Origin of the sequence: Gracilibacillus suaedae (genome assembly GCF_017599345.1) — a bacterium.
In the GTDB taxonomy this organism is placed as follows: Bacteria; Bacillota; Bacilli; order Bacillales; family Amphibacillaceae; genus Gracilibacillus; species Gracilibacillus suaedae.
The window spans coordinates 119,767-142,917 of the sequence record NZ_JAGFVL010000039.1 but is presented as its reverse complement, the minus strand read 5'-3'; the positions used below and the strand labels follow the sequence as shown (position 1 = coordinate 142,917).

The 23,151-nt window shown below is 35.1% G+C and carries 23 protein-coding genes and 1 pseudogene; 17 read left to right on the top strand and 7 right to left on the bottom strand.

From position 1 onward, the window contains the following. Nucleotides 1-45: 45 nt before the first annotated feature. The 3 genes and pseudogenes from J5J03_RS22250 to J5J03_RS11565 all read right to left on the bottom strand — a co-directional run. Nucleotides 46-165: pseudogene (locus tag J5J03_RS22250) on the bottom strand (Lin0512 family protein); the annotation flags it as partial. A 73-nt stretch (nucleotides 166-238) separates the two neighbouring features. Then, a complete protein-coding gene (locus tag J5J03_RS11570) occupies nucleotides 239-850 on the bottom strand; it encodes a DUF421 domain-containing protein (RefSeq protein WP_208589687.1) in 612 nt (203 codons plus the stop codon). Between the two features lie 204 nt (nucleotides 851-1,054). After that, the gene (locus tag J5J03_RS11565; protein WP_208589685.1) at nucleotides 1,055-2,359 is read right to left on the bottom strand and encodes a voltage-gated chloride channel family protein; all 1,305 of its coding nucleotides are present in this window, start codon (nucleotides 2,357-2,359) and stop codon (nucleotides 1,055-1,057) included. A gap of 227 nt (nucleotides 2,360-2,586) precedes the next feature. Between J5J03_RS11565 and J5J03_RS11560 the strand changes: the two genes are divergently transcribed. The 4 genes from J5J03_RS11560 (at nucleotide 2,587) to J5J03_RS11545 (ending at nucleotide 4,386) form a co-directional block, all read left to right on the top strand. After that, nucleotides 2,587-2,907: an ArsR/SmtB family transcription factor gene (locus J5J03_RS11560; RefSeq protein ID WP_208589683.1), complete on the top strand. Its 321-nt coding sequence runs from the start codon at nucleotides 2,587-2,589 to the stop codon at nucleotides 2,905-2,907. A 150-nt stretch (nucleotides 2,908-3,057) separates the two neighbouring features. Beyond that, a complete protein-coding gene (locus J5J03_RS11555; RefSeq protein WP_208589681.1) occupies nucleotides 3,058-3,651 on the top strand; it encodes a YdeI/OmpD-associated family protein in 594 nt (197 codons plus the stop codon). A gap of 86 nt (nucleotides 3,652-3,737) precedes the next feature. After that, on the top strand, nucleotides 3,738-3,941 hold the full coding sequence (locus tag J5J03_RS11550; protein ID WP_231710706.1) for an SRPBCC family protein: 204 nt from the start codon (nucleotides 3,738-3,740) through the stop codon (nucleotides 3,939-3,941). Beyond that, nucleotides 3,925-4,386, top strand: coding sequence for a hypothetical protein (locus J5J03_RS11545; RefSeq protein WP_208589680.1), 462 nt, complete (start codon nucleotides 3,925-3,927; stop codon nucleotides 4,384-4,386). The genes J5J03_RS11550 and J5J03_RS11545 overlap by 17 nt, the downstream gene beginning before the upstream one ends. Nucleotides 4,387-4,696: 310 nt before the next feature. Here J5J03_RS11545 and J5J03_RS11540 read toward each other — a convergent pair whose 3' ends face one another. Then, complete coding sequence (locus J5J03_RS11540; RefSeq protein WP_208589679.1) at nucleotides 4,697-6,448, bottom strand: sensor histidine kinase; 1,752 nt, start codon at nucleotides 6,446-6,448, stop codon at nucleotides 4,697-4,699. After that, complete coding sequence (locus tag J5J03_RS11535) at nucleotides 6,445-7,194, bottom strand: response regulator transcription factor (RefSeq protein ID WP_208589678.1); 750 nt, start codon at nucleotides 7,192-7,194, stop codon at nucleotides 6,445-6,447. The genes J5J03_RS11540 and J5J03_RS11535 overlap by 4 nt, the downstream gene beginning before the upstream one ends. Before the next feature lie 215 nt (nucleotides 7,195-7,409). Here J5J03_RS11535 and J5J03_RS11530 point away from each other — a divergent pair, with 215 nt between their 5' ends. From J5J03_RS11530 to J5J03_RS11505, 6 genes are all read left to right on the top strand, one after another. Next, nucleotides 7,410-8,042: a YesL family protein gene (locus J5J03_RS11530; RefSeq protein ID WP_208589677.1), complete on the top strand. Its 633-nt coding sequence runs from the start codon at nucleotides 7,410-7,412 to the stop codon at nucleotides 8,040-8,042. 35 nt (nucleotides 8,043-8,077) lie between these two features. After that, entirely contained in the window at nucleotides 8,078-9,391 is a 1,314-nt protein-coding gene (locus J5J03_RS11525; protein WP_208589676.1) for an ABC transporter substrate-binding protein, read from the top strand. A gap of 65 nt (nucleotides 9,392-9,456) precedes the next feature. Beyond that, nucleotides 9,457-10,389 carry a carbohydrate ABC transporter permease gene (locus J5J03_RS11520; RefSeq protein WP_208589675.1) on the top strand — a complete coding sequence of 311 codons (933 nt, stop codon included), beginning with the start codon at nucleotides 9,457-9,459 and terminating at the stop codon, nucleotides 10,387-10,389. A gap of 2 nt (nucleotides 10,390-10,391) precedes the next feature. Continuing rightward, nucleotides 10,392-11,237, top strand: coding sequence for a carbohydrate ABC transporter permease (locus J5J03_RS11515; protein WP_208589674.1), 846 nt, complete (start codon nucleotides 10,392-10,394; stop codon nucleotides 11,235-11,237). A 439-nt stretch (nucleotides 11,238-11,676) separates the two neighbouring features. Beyond that, complete coding sequence (locus J5J03_RS11510; RefSeq protein WP_208589672.1) at nucleotides 11,677-12,183, top strand: DNA-deoxyinosine glycosylase; 507 nt, start codon at nucleotides 11,677-11,679, stop codon at nucleotides 12,181-12,183. A 403-nt stretch (nucleotides 12,184-12,586) separates the two neighbouring features. Next, on the top strand, nucleotides 12,587-13,513 hold the full coding sequence (locus J5J03_RS11505) for a bifunctional helix-turn-helix transcriptional regulator/GNAT family N-acetyltransferase (RefSeq protein ID WP_208589671.1): 927 nt from the start codon (nucleotides 12,587-12,589) through the stop codon (nucleotides 13,511-13,513). Nucleotides 13,514-13,809: 296 nt separating this feature from the next. Here the strand turns inward: J5J03_RS11505 and J5J03_RS11500 are convergent, their stop codons facing one another. Beyond that, a complete protein-coding gene (locus tag J5J03_RS11500; protein WP_208589670.1) occupies nucleotides 13,810-14,895 on the bottom strand; it encodes a glycoside hydrolase family 11 protein in 1,086 nt (361 codons plus the stop codon). 244 nt (nucleotides 14,896-15,139) lie between these two features. Between J5J03_RS11500 and J5J03_RS11495 the strand changes: the two genes are divergently transcribed. The 6 genes from J5J03_RS11495 to J5J03_RS11470 all read left to right on the top strand — a co-directional run bounded on the left by J5J03_RS11495 (nucleotide 15,140) and on the right by J5J03_RS11470 (nucleotide 20,927). Continuing rightward, nucleotides 15,140-15,808: a response regulator transcription factor gene (locus J5J03_RS11495; RefSeq protein WP_208589669.1), complete on the top strand. Its 669-nt coding sequence runs from the start codon at nucleotides 15,140-15,142 to the stop codon at nucleotides 15,806-15,808. Further along, a complete protein-coding gene (locus J5J03_RS11490) occupies nucleotides 15,805-17,175 on the top strand; it encodes a sensor histidine kinase (RefSeq protein WP_208589668.1) in 1,371 nt (456 codons plus the stop codon). Before J5J03_RS11495 ends, J5J03_RS11490 begins: the two co-directional genes overlap by 4 nt. Before the next feature lie 127 nt (nucleotides 17,176-17,302). Then, entirely contained in the window at nucleotides 17,303-18,214 is a 912-nt protein-coding gene (locus J5J03_RS11485) for an ABC transporter ATP-binding protein (RefSeq protein WP_208589667.1), read from the top strand. Further along, entirely contained in the window at nucleotides 18,211-18,921 is a 711-nt protein-coding gene (locus J5J03_RS11480; protein ID WP_208589665.1) for an ABC transporter permease, read from the top strand. Before J5J03_RS11485 ends, J5J03_RS11480 begins: the two co-directional genes overlap by 4 nt. Beyond that, entirely contained in the window at nucleotides 18,922-19,653 is a 732-nt protein-coding gene (locus J5J03_RS11475) for an ABC transporter permease (protein WP_208589664.1), read from the top strand. It begins immediately after the preceding gene. A gap of 20 nt (nucleotides 19,654-19,673) precedes the next feature. Beyond that, nucleotides 19,674-20,927 (top strand): erythromycin esterase family protein, encoded by a 1,254-nt coding sequence (locus tag J5J03_RS11470; protein WP_208589663.1) that lies wholly within the window; start codon nucleotides 19,674-19,676, stop codon nucleotides 20,925-20,927. A 148-nt stretch (nucleotides 20,928-21,075) separates the two neighbouring features. Here the strand turns inward: J5J03_RS11470 and J5J03_RS11465 are convergent, their stop codons facing one another. Beyond that, complete coding sequence (locus tag J5J03_RS11465; protein WP_208589662.1) at nucleotides 21,076-21,807, bottom strand: GTP pyrophosphokinase; 732 nt, start codon at nucleotides 21,805-21,807, stop codon at nucleotides 21,076-21,078. 328 nt (nucleotides 21,808-22,135) lie between these two features. On the opposite strand from J5J03_RS11465, the gene J5J03_RS11460 reads away from it, so the two are divergent. Beyond that, on the top strand, nucleotides 22,136-22,939 hold the full coding sequence (locus J5J03_RS11460; RefSeq protein ID WP_208589661.1) for a peptidoglycan-binding protein: 804 nt from the start codon (nucleotides 22,136-22,138) through the stop codon (nucleotides 22,937-22,939). Nucleotides 22,940-23,151: the final 212 nt, after the last annotated feature.

Below are 23,151 nucleotides of genomic sequence, written 5' to 3'. Positions count from 1 at the left end.
AACAGGATATATTCTTTTACTCGAACTAAAGGGATACCTTTCTTATCACACTGTTTGTATCTGGTTACGGTCGAGTGGTACTATCGATTTAACTTGTGCTTCCATTTCTGATGGAATATTTTCTATTCCTGGCATCGAATTAGAATGAATCGCATCCTCTACGGCTCGAACAGACGCCTAACACTCCTTATGATCAGTGGGGAACAAAACCCCCGCTGATCATAGTCTCACTTTATTTCTAATCCAAATTCTTTTTAGGTTTTTCTACATGTTTTCTATTTTTCACCTCATTAAAAATATCATCTGACTTACTTGCTTCATTTAGTGTGGTCCCATTAGGTGGATTAGATTGATTTGATATAATTAGTGATTTCAGCATATTAATATCCTCTTTAGTAGCATATTGTTTATCCGATTTTAGCATATAGCCTAACTGACCGTTTGCTTCGATTGTAGCCCATTGTAAATCACTAATACTTCTAATATTTTGTTGTCTTAATCGCACCTCAAGCATATCAACTGTTAATCGTAGCTTTTTTAAATTACTTTCGTTAATTTGGCCATTTTCGACTACAATTAGTGATTTTCCATAAATAATAGTTTCAAGAGCATTGGATTTTAAAACGATATACTCAATAAAAAGAAGTGTAATTACCATTAAAAAAGTAATCAACATAGTAATCCAAATGTTCCTGTCGCTGACAGGTTGAATGATTAATGAACCAACTGCTATCATCATCACAGTCTGTGCAACTGTAAGCTGTGAGATTGATTTTCTTCCGGCTAACCGCAAAATAAGTACTCCACCAATGACAATCACAATTGATTTCCATATAAAGTTTAAATCCAACAAAAATCCCCCTTTTAAAAGCAATTATAATGTATTTATCTAACAAAATTTTTCAGTTTCTCTGTAGATGGAATGCTTATTTATTATGGTGAATGATATCCGCCCTCTTATTCTCCATAATTGAAAATAGTCATTATCTAGGTTAGGAACGATTACCTGAAAATAAAATGGGGAGAATACTTCAAAATTTTATAATTTGATTTTTTAAAGCTTTTTCTTCTTTTCAATGTTTTCAATAGTTGCAGCATTTGTAATGCTATATAACCTGCTCTTAGGTTCATATATTTGTTGTGAAGGCCATAATCCGTGGTGACCTGAAAAGATATAACTCACTAAACAAGCAATAAAAAAGTACTCTAGTCCTTTTCCATCAAACATCTCCATTGCTAATAGGAACGCTGTTATAGGGGTATTAGCACCGCCACAAAAAACAGCGATTAATCCTAAGGCAGCCAGAAATGATATAGGTAGATCGAAGAAGATGTGTAAGGTATTACCTAATGTTGCTCCCATAAAAAATAAAGGTATTGCTTCTCCACCAACAAAGCCCGTTCCAAGAGTTACTGCCGTAAATACTAGCTTTGCCAGGAAAGCAAAGGGAGGAACGTCTCCTGTGAATGATTGTTCTAGCATCTGTAAGCCTCGGCCATTGTAATCTTGTGAACCGATGATTAATGTAAATACAACTATGATAATTCCTCCAACAAAGGCCCTTTTCATATGATTTTTCTTAAAGAGTTTCTCAGATAACGTTTGTATACCATGCCTCAACTGGCAGTATAAAACACTTAGTAAACTAAAAATAACAGCCAAAATAATAACTTTTATGAATGTAATAAAAGACAACTCTGGTACATTTTGTATAATGAATTCTTCGTGTTTATGTCCCCAAACTGCTGTTGTCATAAAGTGACCAACAAAGCTAGCCACAAGACAAGGGACGAATGCCTCCAATTTTATTTTCCCTAAAGCAGTCATTTCCATTCCAAAAACAGCACCTGTTATAGGTGCCCCAAAGGCAGCCCCAAATCCAGCACTTATGCCGCTCATGATATAAATTTTTGTATCGAGTAAGTTGACCTTAAAGAGTCTGTTGACTGCTTCAGCTACACTTCCCCCCATTTGGACAGCTGCACCTTCTCTTCCTGTTGAACCGCCCAAAAAGACTGTTAGAAACGTTCCAAAGTAAACAATAGGACCCAATCTGATTGGAATCTTCTTGTTGCCATGAACGCTGTCTATCACTAAATTATTTAGTTCAGCAGTGTCATTTAAAGTATTGTTAAAATATACCTTGCCATAATTCATATATATATATCCTAAGATAATTCCTCCAAGAGGAAGAAGACCTATAAGCCATCCACTTTTTTCTCGCACACTCCCTAGGTAATCATTTATTTCTAAAAGAAAAGTAGTTGCAGAACCGACAACTATACCAATTATAAGGCCTGAAATTACCCATTTGCCGAGAATTGAAAAAAAGTTTTTGTACTTTCGATTTATAACCATATATAAGTTAACCTCACTTTCCAAGGATCAATATTTATATTGCTAAGAAACTTTAAAAATATTCTCGGAAGGTCCCGTTGTTTAGCTATAAGAACGAAGAATTGAGAGATAGATTAAAGATAAAAAGGAATTAAATAAGTAAATATAGAGAAACAATTGACATGACACTATTTGGGTGTCGTAAAATAAAAAAGACACCATATGGTATCGTATTGGGAGGGACCGTTTTGAAAAAAGTAGATGAAAAGCGTGATGTTTTTGTAGCCATTGCTGATCCAACAAGGCGTAAGATAATACGTTTATTGGCAGATTCAGATGAGTTACCTTTGCATGAATTAACTCCTCACTTTCAAATGGGGCGTACCGCAGTATCAAAACATTTGATGATTCTCAGAGAAGCTAATTTAGTAACAAACCGTAAAGCAGGCAGGGAAACAAAGTATCGACTGAATGCAGAACCTTTACAAGAGGTAAAAGATTGGTTGTCCTTTTATGAAAAGTTCTGGAGTGAACGAGCAGCGATACTCAAAGATATTTTAGAGGAATAATGGATATTAGATTTTTAGTATGAAAGTTCAATTGAAAAAGTGTAGCATGCTTTATAGATACGGAAAAAACCTACTAGTAGAAAAAGCAATGGCTAACAAAGGTCTGATTTGTTTATTGTACAAAACACATTTTTGAGAGGGGTGTTCTTTATGGAAGGTAGTAACCTGAATCCTCAGGTTGATGAATACATAGGTAAATCTAAAAAGTGGAAAGAGGAATATGAGATTTTAAGGAAAATAATTCTTGAATGTGATCTGAAAGAAGAAATAAAGTGGAACAAACCGTGTTACACGTTTGAGAAAAGTAATGTAGTGATCATACAAGGGTTTAAAGATTACTGTGCACTTATGTTTTTCAAAGGTGTTTTGTTAAATGACCCTAAAGGTATTCTGGTCAAACCTGGTGAAAACTCACAAGTACAACGACAGCTTCGATTCACCAACATTCAAGATATTCATGCAATGGAATCTACGTTAAAAGTATATCTTCAGAAAGCGATTGAAGTGGAGAAAGCAGGCGTGGAAGTAAATTTTGTAAAGAAGCCCGAAATGACAGTTCCTGAAGAATTACAAAAGAAGTTTGATGAAATGCCTGCATTGAAAAATGCATTTGAATCATTGACACCAGGAAGACAAAGAGCCTATATGCTTTACTTTTCTAAAGCAAAAAAATCTCAAACACGAGTGGAGAGGATTGAAAAATATATAGAGAAAATTCTAGATGGGAAAGGGTTAAACGATTAGTGATTATCCCTATGCCGTTGATCAACTTAATCTGAAACTAAAAAATAAAGGAATCTTTAAAGAAAATATTAGGGGAGGAATAACGGATGGCAGATTTATCATTAGATTTTCAATTTAAAAGCCCCATTAACAAAGTTTGGAAAGCAATAACTAATTCCGATACACTTGGACAATGGGTAATGGAAAATAACTTTAAACCAATCGAGGGACATAAGTGTCAGTTTTGGAATAAAGAAATTGATTTAGAAGTGGATTGTGAAGTGTTAGTAGTAGATGAACCTTGTTGCTGATGTTTTCGAATTATCAGAAGAACCGAAAGTTCGATTAGATAATGATACTGGATTTGAAAGAAATTTGTATGTGAGTGCGAGAGAGTTTGCTCACTGGGGCTACTTACATTTGAACAAGGGTAATATTCATGGTAAGCAAGTTTTGCCAAAAAATTTATTTGAATTCACCACTTCCATACAAACACCAAAAGATATGTTTCATACACCTCAAAACGGATTTTTTTGGTTTAAGAATGAAAATACTTATCTTAAAAGCGAATTAGGCGAGAATCTGCCAGCAGAATCTTATCAAATTTTAGGAGCATCTGGTTGTGCTTGCTTAGTTATACCAGAATATAAAGCTGTAGCAGTACGTATGTACAATAAGATTGGCAATCCAACTGGATATGATTATTTAAGAGATATTAAAGATTTTGGAAATTTAGTTAATTCCTTATGCAACTAACATTATTCATAAAAGAAGAATAAGAAGTTATTCTAACTAAAACAAGCAATTCGTTCTCCTGGCTCAATTATTAGATTAACTTACTCCCAACTTATTGAATAGGTACACATATCTCACAGTAGGGCTTGTAAATCACATTACCAAAGTATCCTTCTAAAATAGGTTTATTATCCACTTTATTTCATATCCATTTTTTTCAGGTGATTCATTCCCCTCTTCCATCACTTTAAGGTGCGCAGTGATAAGTGGGGGATGAATCGCCCCTCCAGAGGAGAATTTTACGCTCAGGGAGTACCATTCTGAAACACGATCAATCCTTTATAGGATGAATGATAGTAATAGAAGTTCCCCATCCTTCCTTACTACGGATGATAAATGTATAGTGACCATTAAATATTAGATCAAGTCGCTTATTAATATTCGCTAAGCCGATATGCTTTGTAGACAATGATTCGGATGGAATACCTTCTCGCAATGCATGCAGATTCTCTTTCGAAATGCCCTTTCCACTATCAATAACTGTAACTTGGATATTCTCCTCTAGAGCTCGAATTTTTATTTTAATAGTTAGTTCTTGATTCGATTTGTCTACCCCATGTGACAAGCTATTTTCAATAATCGGTTGTAACATGAATTTTAGTACTTGTTTATTCAAAAGCTGTTCGTCATAATCCCAAATAATAGAAATAGGATGGTCTGAACGTATTTTAATAATGTCAATATAATTCTGTGTGTGATGTATTTCCTCTGCTAATGTCACTGTATGTTGCTTGATTCGTAAAGAAAAGTGAAGAATATCTGTTAATGTTTCTACCATCTTTGTCACTTTGTTTGGTTGACCTGTTAATGCCATTGCTCGCCAATAGATGATAGTTAATGTATTAGACAAAAAGTGCGGATTAATTTGATTTTGAAGTGCTAACAATTCAGCAGATTGTAGCTGGTACTTGTTTTCTTTCAGTTCCTTTTCTAAATTGCTTTGGGTTACATAATTTTTTAAAATCCTTTGAACAATAAGTTGATATTCGTTGTCTTTAAAGGACAATTTCTTCGTCCACTCTCCATGTTCACTAGTGGTATTTAAAGTGGAGATAATTTTGTGAACGTGTTTTGCATTTTTTTGTGATAAATAATAAATGGTTGTTGCTCCTAATATCAATGATAATAGAACAAATAATAATGTAAACCATCTTAATTGATTAGGGATATAATAGATAATATTGTCTTCAATTACCGATATGTACCGAAGCTGATATTCCTCAGAGAATAGTTGATGGACAATATATGTGTTTCCATCTAACTTTATTGAATAGGAATCCTGTTGATTAGTTAAATCTAATTCAGCTGGATCTATGCTATTGCTTGTTGTATTCTCATATAGTTTCTGCTGGTTTTCGTCTAAGACGAAGATATTTTGATCTTGATAATGATTTAATTCATTTATTAAATCTTTAAAATAGCTTTGGTATATATTTAATACAATAATACCTTCCACATGTTGCGCGCTCGTTTTGAAAATATTTTTGTAAATCGATATAACCGGCTCAGGTGATTCAAATGAAAACTCAGAAATGCTTCGTGTCTTCATCCATAACTTTTCCCGCTTAGAGGAACTATCAAACTCTTCCAACCATTCCGTATCATGCATGGAGCTGATAGAGGTAACACCAGCTCTAGATGTGAGTACACGATCTTTATCATTCTTATAATAAATATATATGGAATGAATATAAGGGGTTGCAATTTCTTTTCTTCTTAATGTGCCTTCACCGTATTCTAAGTTTCGCTTTTGTTGAAGTGTTAAATACTCAGAATCTAGTATATTTTGAAGTGATAGAATTATTTCTGGATTCCAATTGTAGTCTAAGTGTAATAAGTGCATGTCGTTTAGAACGAGACTTGTTTGTTGGTCTAATTGCTGTAGTAGATTTAGGTTATTGGTTGTAATTGATTCTTTCATATATTTGTCGGTAATAATAATAGCAAATGATCCGAGTATGAATACCGGTATTAAAACAGGAAATAAAAAGAGGATTATATTTTTAATTAATATTTTATTCATCGTATTTCAGCTTGGTGGTTGCTTGTTTGTCGGTATTCTCTCGGTGTTATGCCATAATATTTTTTGAATGTTCTGGTGAAATTTTTTGGATTACTATAGCCGACAAAATTACTGATTTCATACGTCTTATAGTCAAAGTCATTTAGCATTTGTAACGCTTTTTTCATTCTGATTTCTGTTAAATAAGAGGAAAAATTGGTACCTGTCTTTTCTTTGAAAAAAGTACTTAAATAATTTGGTGACATTTTGCATAGATTAGCAAGATCTCCTAGTGATATGTCAGCATAGTTATTCTCTACATATTTCTTTATGGTATCAATAATATTATCCGAATAATTACCAGTCGCTTTTGCCGAGTGGATGGTTAAGCACGTATCTAATTTCTTCTTCAAATGGGAGAATACCTCTTGCATCTCCTCATATTTACCTGGTTTAACAATATAGTCGACCACCCCAAATTTCATGGCTTCCTTTGCATATTGAAAATCTCGATAACCACTTAAGATAACGGTATGAATCTGATTATGTTTTTGATAAATCTGTTTCGCAAGCCCAAGGCCGTCTATCACAGGCATTCGGATATCTGTTAATAAAACATCAATTGGGTTATCGGCTATATATTCAAGCGCTTTTTTACCATCTTCACAATCATGAACAATTTCAAAGCCTAGATGACTCCATGGAAAATAGTTTTTAAGACCGTAACGAATTTCTTTCTCATCATCCACTAGTAAAACTTTATACACTTTTTCCATCTCCTTCCCGATCTCAAAGTATCTATTTCTACGAAATTCTTAAATAGAGACACCCTTTAATGTAAACGCTTAACTTTTTAGTGGAAATATTAATTGTAACCCCTTTTTTATATGTGAAGCCATAATATAATTAACGTAACGATTTATTATTCATTCATTTTAAAAGATAACAGAAAAAATAACAACTGTCGAAAGGAGGTTAGCCCATGAGTATGGAAAAGGTAACGAATATTGTAAGGATTTTCTGTATTCACCTCTTGCAACTAGTTTATTTAAATATGTTATGGTTCCTTTTTACAATTTTCGGCATGATCCTATTTGGGGTAATACCTGCAACATTGGCGGTTTGTAAAGTACAACATCATCTATTAACAGAAAAACATGTCCCATCGATAGGTAAACTATTTTGGGAGACGTACAGATCGCATTTCTTGAAGGTAAATCAATTAGCAATTGTACTAGGATCGATTGGTTTCATTATTTATTTTGATATACAGTTTTTTATGGATCAAGAAGGTTTTGGAAGTCACGTAGTGAGTGTAGGTTTTTATATTATTTCTGTTTGGTTCATGATTACGTTATTGTATATATTCCCAACTTATTTACATTATCAACTAAGTCTTTTCGGTTATATTAAATATTCATTTATTGTAGGTATGTTAAATCCTATCAAAACAATTGGCTTTTCAATAGCGATTTTCGGTGTGTTATATCTGTCTTTAGCATTCCCACAGCTATTATTCTCAATAGGAATAAGTTTAACATTCTTTATTGTCATGATTATCGGGAATCATGCTATCAATAATATTCATGTATTGAAAGAGGGTTTCAGTAATTAAACTATAAAAAATTTATGAAAAAGGGGAGAATTCACGTGACAAAAAAAGGGTATTATCTATTTTTTGTTTTGGTTATGAGTGGTTTATTAGTCGCATGTAGTTCGAGTGACTCTGCGTCTGAAACAGATGGAGATAGTAGTAATAAAGTAAAATTACGAATGCTCTGGTGGGGATCACAAGATAGGCATGATCGCACATTAGAAGTAATTGATTTATATATGGAAGAAAATCCACATGTAACGATTACTGCAGAATTTACTGGGTGGGATGGTTATTGGGAGAAGATGGCAACACAAGCTGCTGGTGGCAACTTACCAGATATTGTCCAAATGGATTATAAATATTTAGCGGAATATGCTGGGAAAGGCCTGCTAGCAAATTTAAACACATACGTAGATAGTGCTGATCTCGATTTAAGTGATGTGGAAGATACTTATAGCGATGGTGGAATCATAGATGATAAGTTATACGCAGTGAATATTGGTGCCAACGCACATGCGATTGTAGTAGATAATGCGATGTTTGAAGAAGCAGGCATAGATTCACTAGAGCCAGGCTATACATGGGAAGAATTGAAAGAAAAGGCAAAAAAGCTTTCTGATAACTTAGGTGATAATGTGTATGGTGTACATCCAGGTGCAGGCGTGATGGGATTTAAACATTACTTAAGACAACATGATCAATGGTTATATAGTGAAGATGGAACAGAACTTGGTTATGATGATGATCAATTATTAGTAGATTACTTACAGATTACCGTAGATATGTTGGAATCGGGAGCAGCAGCTCCACCTGATGTGTTTATGACAGCCGGTACAAATGTGGAACAATTTCCGATTGTAAATGAAGAAACAGCTATCGTCATGGATATTCACAGTAATCAAATCACCGCCATTGAGTCAGGAGCCGGAAGACCATTAGATTTAATGCTTCAGCCTAGTTTAGAAGGTGGCGAACTTGGTCATTATATTAAGCCTGGTCAATTCTTTTCTGTAGCGGACAGCTCAGAACAACAAGAAGAAGCTGCTAAATTTATTAGTTTCTTTACTAATAGTATTGAAGCAAATGAAATATTGAATGCAGAACGAGGAGTGCCAATCGCAGGAGCGGTTCGTAAACACTTAAAGGAAAATGCATCTGAAGCAGGTAGGAAAATGTTTGAGTACGTAGAGTTAGTACAAGAGTACAGCCGGGAAATTGACCCACCAGATCCACAAGGTTCTACAGAAATTGAATCATTATTTGCAAATGAAGTACAAGATCCGATTTATTATGGTGAAGTAACTCCAGAAGAAGCAGCTGAGAATTTCAGAACGAAAGCATCTGAAATATTAGCTAAAGACCAATAGGTAAGTATAACAAGAAGTCATCTTATTATGAGATGGCTTCTACCCTAATTGTTGGAGGTATGAACATGTCAGAGCAGGCTGATGTAGCGAAATATAACAGTGGTAAGCTGCAAAAACAATGGAAGGTCGATTTGATTGGGTTTGCGTTTATTGCACCATGGTTAATTGGCTTTTTAGGTTTTATTATAGGACCTATGATCGCATCCTTGTATTTTTCTTTTACTAATTATGATTTATTATCTCCCCCTACTTGGATTGGATTAGATAATTACATAAATATGTTTACTAATGATAGTAGGTTTTGGCAAGCAATAAAAGTAACATTTATCTTTGTCTTTGGTAGTGTTCCTCTTAAATTAGCTTTTGCCTTATTTGTGGCGATGTTATTTAATACAAAACGACGAGGCGTAGGGTTGTATCGAACGTTATACTATGTGCCCTCTATTCTTGGAGGAAGTGTAGCGATAGCGGTAGTGTGGAAGCAACTGTTTGGTCGAGAAGGTGCGATTAATGATATTTTATCGTTGTTTGGGATTCCTTCGGTTAGTTGGGTAACGAGCCCTGACTTTGCGCTTTCCACACTGATCATATTAGTTGTTTGGCAATTTGGCTCACCAATGCTTATTTTTTTAGCTGGTTTGAAAGCGATACCGGCAGAATTGTATGAAGCAGCAGCTGTAGATGGAGCTAGTCCGCTTCACCAATTTATCAAAATAACAATTCCTATGTTATCACCAGTTATCTTCTTTAATTTAGTGATGCAAACGATTCAAGGGTTTATGGCATTTACGCAAAGCTTCTTGATTACGGAAGGTGGACCAATGGATCGTACATTATTCTATGCTGTGTATTTATATGAGAAAGCTTTTGCCCATTTTGATATGGGGTATGCATCCGCATTAGCATGGATATTATTATTAATCTGTGGTATCTTTACGGCATTTATCTTTCGTACAGCTAAAAGCTGGGTCTATTACGAATCGGAAGGAGGTAAATAAGGATGAAAAGACAAAAAAATCTCAAAACACTTATTTATCACGGATCAATTTGGATATTAGGCCTGTTTATGATTTATCCAATACTGTGGACAATTGCGAGTTCTTTAAAACCTGAAAATGAGATATTTCGCAATGCAGCATCCTTAATTCCTTCAGAAATTAGATGGGGCAATTTTTTAAAAGGGTGGGAAGGGTTCGGTGATCTTAGCTTTGCCACATTTTTTATTAATTCGACATTTGTAACTACAATGGTTGTGATCGGGACTTTATTCTCATCGACACTAGTTGCTTTTGGATTTGCAAGAGTGAACTTCCGATTTCGAATGCCATTATTTGTATGTATGATTATTACGTTAATGTTACCTCAACAAGTAACGTTAATCCCTCAATATATTTTATTTCATAAACTTGGTTGGGTAAATACTTATTTACCGTTAATTGTGCCGGCATTTATTGGTGGGATTCCATTTTTTATCTTTTTAATGGTTCAGTTTATCCGTGGTATCCCTCGTGAATTGGATGAAGCGGCATATATGGATGGTTGTAGTACATTCGGGATATTTTGGCGTGTGATCTTACCTCTAACGATGCCTGCTTTAGCGACGGTTGCGATCTTTTCTTTCTACTGGACTTGGGATGATTTTATGACACCTCTAGTTTATTTGAATGATACGAAGCTATATACTGTTGCGTTAGGTTTGCAGATGTTTTCTGATCCTTCATCTTTATCTGCTTGGGGACCAATGTTTGCGATGTCTGTGGCATCGATTATTCCGCAGTTACTAGTCTTTTTATTCTTTCAAAAATATTTAGTCGAAGGAATTACTGCTGGTGGTGTCAAGGGATAAAGGTAAGAAGATTAACTGTAGAAGGAGCATAGATTAAGCTTAGAGGAGGAGGCTCATCCTGAAGAAGTCCAATCTTTTAGGTTGTTGTTAGATAAAGCAGACGGCATGGTTATTTGTCCACCCGAAGAGTGTTAGGTATTTGGACGATTGCAGGCTTTCTGATCGTTCCAAGAATATTACGCAGAATGGCATCGGAAAGAATCCGGCTCCACTTTGGAGAAACGCAAACAAGAAATGATGTCCCGTGGTTATTAAACGGATTTTTAAAATTTAAATGATTGAACATGACCCTTTGGCTTTTCGTTGTCTATAGGGTCTTTTTATGGTAATGATATCATAAGACTTGTTAAATATGGTAGAAGTTTATTGTAACTTAGCGCTTATTGTTGGCGTAAAAATATACATATAGAGTGTGAATTTTAAGAGAAGGTGGGATACTATGGCCAATGAGAAAATATATTCTTTAGATCCAATTGTTGATCAACGATCACATATTCTTATTCTTGGCTCTATTCCTGGGAAGCAGTCCTTGATGAAACGGCAGTATTATGGCAATTCACGAAATCATTTCTGGCCGATATTATTTAAAATTTATGAGCAAGGGTGGATTAATGACTATGAAGAAAGAATTGAATTTTTGCGTAATAAACAAATCGCTCTGTGGGATACTATTGGCTCCTGCTATCGAGAAGGTAGTTTGGATTCAAAAATAACAGAATCGCAACCCAATCCAATAAAAGAATTGCTAGATACATACCCTAATATCCAAAGAATCGGTTGTAATGGTACGAAATCCTATCAAGTGTTTTGTAAATACTTTTCCGATTTGAAAGAGCAGATTAAAGTGACTAAATTACCTTCAACAAGCCCAATCCCTGGTCGTTATAATAAAACGTTTGAAGAAAAACTAGACATATGGCAGGAACTATTTAAAATTAATGGTTGATAGAGCAGGTGATAAAGTCTGATTTATGTTTTTCCATATTACAGAAGGGGGAGTTTGGAGAGTGAAGGATTAAAAAAAATAACATGAAATTGAATAACCATATCTAATTTTATGAGCATCTGGCTGAGTTTGCTTAGTTATATTAGAAAATAAATTTATAGCAGTACATATATACAAAAAGATTGGCAATCCAGGTTTCATAAATTCATTCGTCCTTTCTTTTCCTTATTCTTCATATTTGGTACAAAGTGAATGTAACATGGTTTAAAATTATATTCATTTTAGTTTTTAAAATTTTTAGAAATATACCAAAATTAAATAGTTGACTTAGGCAAGTATTTGGTTGTAGAATAAATAATCAATAACATATAGGAAAATTGGGATATTAAAGAGGTGTGTGAATTTGATAAACGTTGAAAATGATTGTAGACTTGCATTCCGTAAATTTAACAGGTTCTATACAGATGTTCTTGGATTTTTAAATGAACATATTTACGACAGTCCTTTTTCTCTAACAGAAACTCGGATTCTTTTTGAAATTTATAATACCTCCGGTTGTATGGCTAAAGACATTCAGCAAAACTTAAATTTAGATGGTGGATATGTAAGTAGAATTATCAAAAAATTCGAAAAAGAAAAAATGATTTACAAGCAAAAAAGTAAAGAAGATGCACGTAATCATTATTTGTTTGTCACCAGCCACGGAGAAAAAATTTACAAAGAACTAGAGAAGAAGGCTAACCAGCAAGTAGATAATATTATGGAGAACTTAGGTCAAGAACAGCAACAAAAACTTGTCGCTTCAATGAATACAATACAAGACATTCTTTTTAGCTCTTTAAAACGAACAGAGGAATCCATTTCTGTTAGAAGTTATTATACTTCGGAGGATTTAAAGAACATGATTGAGCAGCAATGGGAATTTTATAACCGAGTACATAAATGGGATGAAAGTTTTTTAGCATATCTCCATGAAACATTTGAGGCTGAAATCGAGAGGATTTGGATAGCTGAAAGTAATGGTCAGTTTGCGGGTAGTATTGGATTGGTAAATGCCGCTGAAAAGGTAGGGCAGTTAAGGTGGTTTTTTGTCAATCCATCATTTCAGAACAAGGGATTGGGTACGCAACTAATTAAGTCTTTAATTCAATACTGTAAACACTCTAATTATGAACGCATTTTTCTTTGGACAGTTAGTGATATGGAAACTGCTAGACCACTGTATAAAAAAATGGGATTTGAAATAACGGAAGAAAAAGCAGAAGTATTTATGTGGGGAAGACAATTAATAGAAGAACGTTGGGATTTAGAACTACAAACTAAATCTTAATATATATTTTTAGAGAAAAGCATAAGTTTTTAAAATTAGACAATTAAACTTACGATATATATCACGAAAAAAAGGAGAGTATTAACATAAACTCTTGTCGTATTAGTCGTCACGCAGCTTACCGTCTAGATGGTAGTCTCACTTTAATTGTTGAAATCTTTCTTTTTGGGTCTTTTAATAGAAAAATTATTAATACTTGCTTAGTTGAAAAAAATCCCGGCGGAAACTTTCCTGCCGGGATTTGATAAGCAAAAAGATCAGATTTTAATCTAACCTTTGTTTGTCGCCTAGTGGTTTTAGTGTATCTCTAAATAATCAATATAAGTATCCCACGTATCGTCATCAGATGTTACAACGAGCTCAATCTCTTGATTTCCAGTTCCATGGCTGACATTATCTATTGTATAGACAGCTGGGTTGCTTCCACCAAAGTAGAACGTACCCTTTGTCTCCCCGCCTATTTTTAAATCGACTCTAGCCATGTTCGAATTATTGGAAGCACCACGGAGTGAGAAACTATGGTTTCCGTTGGCAAAATACTGTGTATATTTAACCGAATCATTGTTGGCATATAAAGCAACTCCGTTGAATGGTGAACTAATATTGCCGGTATACTGACCGCTTTTCGTCATATCTTCCGCTTCCATTCTTGTAGGGCTGCCATCACCGCCGGATCCTCCATCGTCACCAGAGTTTCCACCGATAGTCAGTGTATTACTATACACATCAGCATAACCACTACTTTGATAGCCTTCTACCGTCAGTGCAACTTCATACATGTTCCCCATTTCCATTCCTAAGTTTTCCCATGCTTTAAAGTGTTCGCTAACAGATATTGTTCCGCTCGTACGTTTCGATCTCCTAACACTCCAATATTGCTGGAATGTTGCCGTCCCTATAATCGAAGGCTGGTTAGTTCGAGTAGTTTCATAGATGTCATAGGTGCCACCGTCAACGGTAATGGTGCCTTTGGCCGTACCTCCTGGTGGACGCCAGTCGCCCCAGCTATCGACAATGTAATATTCGACGAGCGGGTCAACTGTCCACCCATAGACTGTTAAATATGAATTGCCGTTTGGCTGATAGTCGGCTCCATAGTTTATCGAAATATTTCCAATTTCCTGGTGTGTCTGTGTTTCATCGAATTTCTTGCCTTTGCGGAATAAAATATTGTTGACATTATTCCACTCGGCACTGAATGTACCACCACTATTGAGTGTCATACTTCCAGATCCGCCACTATCTTTCCAGAATTCATAATCGTAGCCGTCATGGGTGCCAGTTTCATTGCTAGTGACCGCCGCATTTACATTTACTGCAGGAATGGTAAGTGCAAAACCAACCAACATTACGAAAAGAAGCTTCATACTCTTTCGTTTCATCGAATTCCTCCTTTTTTTGTAAGCGTTTTCTATGTTGCATCTTGATAGTACCAAATATTTCAAATTATTTTAACCATAAAAACTATATAGGAAAGTTAGGAAATTAAAGATTCTAATCTTTTACTTGTAACCAAATTTTATGAATGTTTGCCAGAAAACTCGTTACTTTCGTGATGAGAGGTTCATAATTCTCTCCTATTTAATTTCTAAAATATGTTAAAGTAAAATAGGAAGGGGGAGAACAATGTTCCGAGTCTTATACATAGAAGATGAGTCAGAAATAGGCAGCTGGGTTTCAGATGTTTTACGAGAGAAAGGATATGAAGTAGTATGGCTTACTTCCGGTGATCAATTGAATCAATATTTGTCGACGGTGGACATCGCGATTTTAGATATTATGTTACCAGGTTTAGATGGGTTTTCGATTGGAAAACGAATAAAACGAGAAAATGCAGATCTACCCGTTATTATGCTGTCTGCACGAACAGCGGTTGAAGATAAACTGGAAGGGTTGAGTTTTGCTGATGATTATGTAACGAAACCATTCCATCCTGAAGAATTGGTTGCACGTATCGAAGTAATGCTTCGTAGGTTTCAAAAAAACCACAAAGTATTACACATACAGCATTTAGAGGTTTATCCGAAAGAGATGAGGATTATGGATAAGCATAAGAATGAGGAGATTCAATTAACAGGAAAGCAATTTTATTTGTTTCAATATTTTCTTCAACATGCTAATCAAATTTTAACAAAAGAACAACTATATGAAGGTATATGGGGAGAGGCTTATATTGAAGGAGATAAAACATTAATGGTTCATATTCGCTATTTACGTGAGAAACTAGAAGTTAATCCTGCAAAACCGACTATTATCGAAACGATTCGTGGTATTGGCTATCGGGTGAGAGCATGAAAAACTTCTTTCGATCTTTATTGGCTAAATATATGCTTATTATTGTTTTGGCACTTTCCATTGTTCAAATCGCTTATGTAATGATTGCTATATTATTAACGGGAGTGTCTGATAATTTCGAAACCGACTATACATCAGATGAAATGGATTATGAACAAATTGAGGAAGATTGGCACAAAGATGCGAACAGCTTAGAAACAGAAGAGGACATTTCAAGGAATTTTGATAAGTGGAAGAATCAATACCCTGATGCATCGATGTTTTGGGTTGATCAAAGTGGAATATTACGTGATGCAACTGAAAAGAGAGATGATCTACCAACTGAATGGACATCTTCTTTTACTGCAAGATTTATAAAAGATCGATATGGGGAAAATCCTTTTACTGTGATTGCTTTTGTTGGTGAAGAGGATACAGACGGCTTTGTTGTGTTTGAAATTAATCGAGACGTTTTTCAAACATCAACCCAAATCGCATTTGATAATTATGCTAGTTGGTTATTTGTGGGAACTCTTTTTTTAGTAGTCTTTTTTATCTTTATTTCTTTTCTATTCTTCCGAGGGATTCGCAAACGCTTATTACAATTACAAGAAGCGATGGAGATCCGCGATGTTGATGAATTACCGATTCAAATCGATGTAAAGAAACGAGATGAAATAGGTCAATTAGAACAAACTTTTAATCAAATGGTGCACGAATTAAGAGAGAGTAAGAAGCGTGAACAAGAGGAGGAGCAATTAAGACGCGAACTTATTGCTAATTTATCCCATGATTTAAGAACTCCCCTTACTAAAATAAATGCACAGACATATAAAATTGCGAAACAGGATGTGTCAAATGATGCAAAACAAGCGATACATGCCTTACAATCATCTGTTGAAGATATTGATAAGTTAATCGAGAATTTGATGTCTTATACATTGCTGATGGCTAGTAAATATAAATTGGATATACAAGAGGTGGATATCGTTCGCTTTTCCCGAGAGAGAATAGCGACTTGGTATCCAGTGTTTGAAAAAGAAGGCTTCGAAATAAATGTGGAACTAGAGCCTTTACGTGAAAATGTGTGGCATGTCGATCCCGTATGGTTAGGACGGGTATTAGATAATCTATTACAAAATGTATTACGTCATGCAAAAAATGGACGATACGTAGAATTGAAAATAGAATCGAGGAATAGCTATGATGCAATTGTTGTAAGAGATCGAGGCAGTGGAATGAAAGACAGCTCTAATCAAAAAGGAGCAGGTATAGGTTTATCAATTGTTGATATGATGATCAAAGGGATGCAACTAGATTGGGAGATTCAGTCTAGTAATGATGGTACGACAATCAAAATTAAGAAAAACATACAGGATAAACAATAAATGTTTAAGAGGTGATCTCTAAATGAAAGGGGTCATCTCTTTTTCTGTCCAATTTAAACAAAATTTAAACTTTACCTATACTTCCCTTTAACCTTCATTCGTTAAGATAGTTGGTGAGGTGATCAGAATGGAATATATTATTCAAACAAAAAATCTATCAAAGAAATTTGGTAAAGAACTTGCGGTTAATGGTGTTGATATTCGAATCGCTAAAGGAGAGATATACGGTTTTCTTGGACCGAATGGAGCAGGTAAATCAACAACGATACGAATGTTGCTAGGGTTAATGAAACCGACTTCGGGTAAGGTTGCAATATTCGGAAAAGACTTGAAGAGCGAGCGAATCAATATTTTAAAAAAAGTAGGATCATTAGTGGAGAATCCTTCCTATTATCCTCATTTAACTGCGAAAGAAAACTTAGAAGCTATTAGGAAAATAGTTGGCGTTCCGAAAACGAGAATTGATGAAGTTCTAAAAACTGTTCGTTTGCAGGATGCGGCAAATAAGAAAGTAAAGGGTTTTTCATTAGGTATGAAGCAACGGTTAGGTATTGCAACTGCCTTGTTAAATAAACCAGAACTGTTGATTTTAGATGAACCAACAAACGGGTTAGACCCTTCAGGAATCATTGAAATTCGAGAATTAATTAAAAGTTTACCAGAGAAATATGGCATGACTATATTAATTTCTAGTCACCTTTTGTCGGAAATCGATCAAATTGCTACAACGGTAGGGATTATTACAAAAGGAAAGATGATCTTTCAAGATTCCATCGAGGAAATGCGTATGTTCGCGCGACAGTATATTAAATTGAAAGTAAGTCAGCATGAGCATGCATGGCGTACGTTATTAGCAAGTGGAATGAAAGCAGAGTTGGAGGATGGACATATCCTTTTATCAGATCAAACCGATCAGCATGTAGCAGAAGCAGTTCAATTGCTCGTGCAACAAGGCATTTCCATATATCGTGTGGAAGAGGACAAAAAGTCGTTAGAAGATATCTTCCTACAAATGACGAAGGAGGAGCTTGCTGGATGATGATGCGGTTGTTAAAGGTAGATATGTTGAAAATGAAGCGAAAAGGTATGTGGTTTTTAACAATATTGGGTCCTGTCGGTGTGATTGCTTTACAGATGGTCAACTATGGTGTTAGGAAAGAGTATTTACTTCAACAAAATAGTGATTATTGGGGATATTACCTGAAAAATATTAGTGCCTTTACGCCACTTGCCATTGTATTAGGGATTGCAATACTCACGTCTTTTATAGCAAGTATTGAAAATGAAACAAATGCTTGGAAACAGCTAGTGGCATTACCGATCTCCAAAATGTCTGTTTATTTGTCTAAATTTACAGTTCTTTCGATTATGTTCTTTCTTTCATCTTGTTTACTGATGGTCTTCACATTGGGATTTGGATTATTCTTAGACTTTAATCAGGAGATTCCATTTCTTGAAGTATTCCAATATAGTTTCTTCCCTTTTTTTGCAGCGTTGCCAGTACTAGCATTACAGTTATGGGTTGCTACTGTCAGCAAAAATCAAGGAATTTCCATTACGGTAGGTGTAGTCGGTGTAATTTTTGCTTATTCCGCTTTCACTTTACCAGACTGGATGATTTGGAAATGGCCATCATTAATGAACGAATGGGATGATCCGACTATCAATGTATGGTTAGGATTAGGTGTTGGAAGCATGTTATATATTATTGGTATGTTTGATTTTAAAAGAAGGGATGTGAGATAAATGTTAGCCATTTTACAATCAGAATGGTTTAAATTACGCAAATCGAAAATTATCTTGATTTTGTTTGTTGGTCCACTCATTGGCTTGTTTATTGGATTAACGGGCAATTTAATAGATGTTGGAGAACAAATGAACCAGTGGTATTCACCCTTGTTTATGATGAATTTCACCTATGCGACCTTGTTTTTACCTTTAATAAGTGGTGTATTAGCAAGTGTTATCTGTCGTTATGAGCATCAAGAAGGTGGTTGGAAGCAATTATTAGCCTTGCCTGTGACAAGAGGAAAAGTTTTTCTCACAAAATATCTACTACTTGTTCTATTAGTTTTGTTTATTCAAATACTCTACTTAGGAGCGATTTATGCAGTAGGGGTGATCAAAGGTTTTACAGATCCATTTCCATTAACAATTGTTTGGAAGAGTATCATAGGTGGCTGGGTAGCGACAATGCCATTAGTCGCATTGCAGTTATGGCTATCTATTTTATTCAAGAGTTTTGCCGCACCGTTTGCTGTGAATGTTATTTTTACTTTGCCGACCATTTTAGCGGTTAATTCAGAACGGTTCGGGCCGTATTATCCATGGGCACAACCATTTTCGATGATGTATGTTGGTGGAAGTACCGACGATGTTTTTTTCATTCCGTGGGATCAATTATTAACGGTAGTAGGCGGAAGTTTTCTCATCTTTTTCCTTTGTGGGTATATTTATTTTCAGAGAAAACCGATTTAATCATGAAGTGAGGTTAAGTAATGAAGTTATGTAAATATATACTGTTTTTCTTTGTTCTCATTCCTTTATCAGCTTGTAGCAATGGTGAGCCATTAGAGAATGCATCACAATACGTCGAGTCTGTGAATGACATAAACATACCAAATGATGTGCAAATAATTGGATTAGGTGAGGCAACACATGGAAATATAGAATTTCAAGAAATGAAGCGGGATGTGTTTGAAACACTGATTCAAAATAATAATGTTCGGGTTTTTGTACTTGAAGCGGATTTTGGTGGTGGGCAGCAAATCAATCAATTTATCTTACATAGTATTGGCACAGCACAAGAAGCAGTCTATGCCCTTGATTATGATATTTATAAAACAAACCAGATGATTGATCTTGTCCAATGGATGCATGATTATAATGCATCTGTAAGTAACGATGAGAAGATATATTTTTACGGAAATGATATGCAAAGATATGACTATAGCAAAAAAGGCTTACTCGACTATTATGAAGTAGTAGATTCGGATCTGGCAAAGGAGTATAGCTCATTACTAGAGGATGCTACAAATGATAGAATGCTAGAGTTAACAGCGCAAGAACTGACGGAGATAAATAATCATATGGACCAAATCATAGCGGACTTACAGGAAAAACAGTCAGAATATGTTCAGTTATCGTCAGATGAAGAATATGCATTTACTTTGCAATATGCACAAGTGATCAAGCAACGAACAGCATTATTTTTAAACGAAGACCAATATGCTGATCTTCGTGATCAGTACTTAGCAGAAAATCTAGAGTGGATTGTTAAGTTTGAACAAGCTCGTGGGCATGATAAAGTGCTTGTGTCTGGACATAACGGTCATATCGAAAAAACATCTGCTTCACCAGCAGGATACGAGTCGATGGGGAGTTATCTTGATGAGAAGTATGGGTCACAATATTATGCGATAGGAACAGACTTTATCACCAGTGAATTTCAGTCTAAAAAAGGTAACTCTAAAGAGCGGGACGTATATAAGATAACTAATCACAACGAGTTAGTAGACGCGTTCAGTGATATAAATCAAAACATGTTTTATGTTGATTTTGAAGAAGCAAGTCAATCAGAAGCATTACAGTCTATTTTATCCAATGAGCAACAAATGGCTAACATTGGTGACCAATTTAGCTTTTGGTATAAATTCGCTAGTAGGTTTTATACGATTAAGATGACGCCAATCGAAGCATATGATGGTATTATTATCGTTAAAGAGGCAGTACCAACAGAGGTCAAAGAATAAAAAATGAGACTGGAACATAACTAAATAGGTAGAACGAGGATCCGAACAACCTAAACTAAGCGTAGGCAAAATCGACTCCTTTTCGTATATTTCTTATGTAAGGGGTCAGAAAAAGCCTATGATAACTTATCATAGGCTCAGAATCATATTATGACTTTTCTCTATCATCCGTTAAAAATGATAGAAATTCAGGAGGAAGAATCACCGGCTTTTCCCCATTACCATTAAGGTGGTCTTCTTCTTTGAGTTGATTTACTTCCTTATGGATTCTCTCCATTCGTTCATCTAGTTCATTAGCAGAAACTGCAGCATCTCTTAAATCATCTCGTAATGCTTTTGGAATAGATTTATTATATTTATAGTAGATTTTATGTTCCAAACTTGCCCAGAAATCCATTGCAATCGTTCTAATTTGAATTTCAGCATAAACATTTTCTACCCGGTCTGACATGAAAATCGGTATTTGTACTATTAAGTGAAGACTTTTGTACCCATTTGGCTTTGGATTTTGTATATAGTCTTTTTTTTCAATTAATGTAATATCTTTTTGTTCAGTAAGCATATCTGCTACTCGGTAAATATCACTTACAAATGAACAATTGATTCTAATTCCAGCAATATCACGGATGTTCTCCTGAATGACAGGAAGATTTAAAGGCAACTTTTTCTTTTGCACTTTTTTAAAAATACTTTCAGGTGATTTAACGCGTGATTTCACATGTTCGATTGGATTGTAATCATGTATATGTTGAAATTCCTGCTGTAATATACTTATTTTTGTACTAACTTCTTCTACAGCGAACTTATATGCCATCATAAATCGTACCAGTTCTGTTTTCCAATGCTTAATATCTTTCATTTCTATTGAAGTATGTTCCATGTTGGTTGTGAAATCTCCCTTCTGATTCAACAACTTACCTATTTCTATTATCATAAAGTAATGAGCCCAAGTCAAAGAAAAGATTGAGAAAAAAGTGTGGAAAAACTATGGATCTAGGTAATTATAACGAATAAGGGCGAATTGCATACAGTGGTAATAGATAGGGATATAGTAGAGATATACTTATCCTTAGGCAGACCATATAGGATGCATTATTACAAAATAATGGATGATAAAGGGTCTAACGTTGTGAATCTGTTTTTTACACACAAGAAATCTTTTTTCTTCTCGAATTCTCTTATGAAAGAGAAAACGGGGAGGATTTTTTATGATAAAAAGATGTAGGAACCTACTTATTGGAATGGTTGCTAGCTTCCTTATGATGATCTTAGCACCAATCATTACAGAAGCTGCGGTTGGGGATCGTATACTCGCTAATGGATCATCAGGAGCGGATGTAGCTGAATTACAAGACTACTTGATGACGAAAGGAGTTTTCCCGTATCATACCTCAACAGGATATTACGGTAATATTACGGAAGAAGCCGTCAAGGATTTTCAGCGTAAACGCAACTTGAAAGTTGATGGAATTGCTGGTCCGCAAACAAACAATGCCATACAGGTTTTACGAAATGGTGATATCGGTAAACAAGTTATTCACATTCAATATCAGCTGAAGGAGACTGGTCACTACCATTCAAGTATAGATGGAATTTATGGTTCCGGCACAGTGAGCGCAGTCAAGAACTTTCAAAAACAACAAGGTTTAGCCGTTGATGGGATTGCAGGACCGAATACAAGATCAGCGTTAGATAGTTTGAGTAAGCGTAGTTCAGCTGTTGGAAAAACATTGACTGTAGAAAGTACAGCATATACGGCAGATTGTGATGGGTGTTCAGGTGTAACAAAGATGGGGCTCGATTTAAAGCAATATCCTGATGCAAAAGTGATCGCTGTTGATCCTAGTGTTATTCCACTTGGATCAATTGTAGAAGTGGAAGGATACGGAGTTGCCATTGCAGCGGATATTGGCGGTGGAATAAATGGCAATGCTATTGATGTGTTCATTCCGAATCGTGACGATGCTCTCCAATGGGGACGTAAAGAAGTACGAGTGAAAATAGTTGAATAATTTATTTAAACTGCTCCGTTCTAGCGGGGCTCAGATTCAACATCCTTGAGGAAGATTTCGGGCAAGTTTACATGGTGATTGTGGGATGATGCCTTTTATTTTGGAAATTAGGTGTCTTTACTTGAAGAAGAGGGTTACGATGTTGTACATGTATATTAATTGAACTACTATCTTCAGAAAAATGATAGACTTAAATAAGTATAACTTTAATT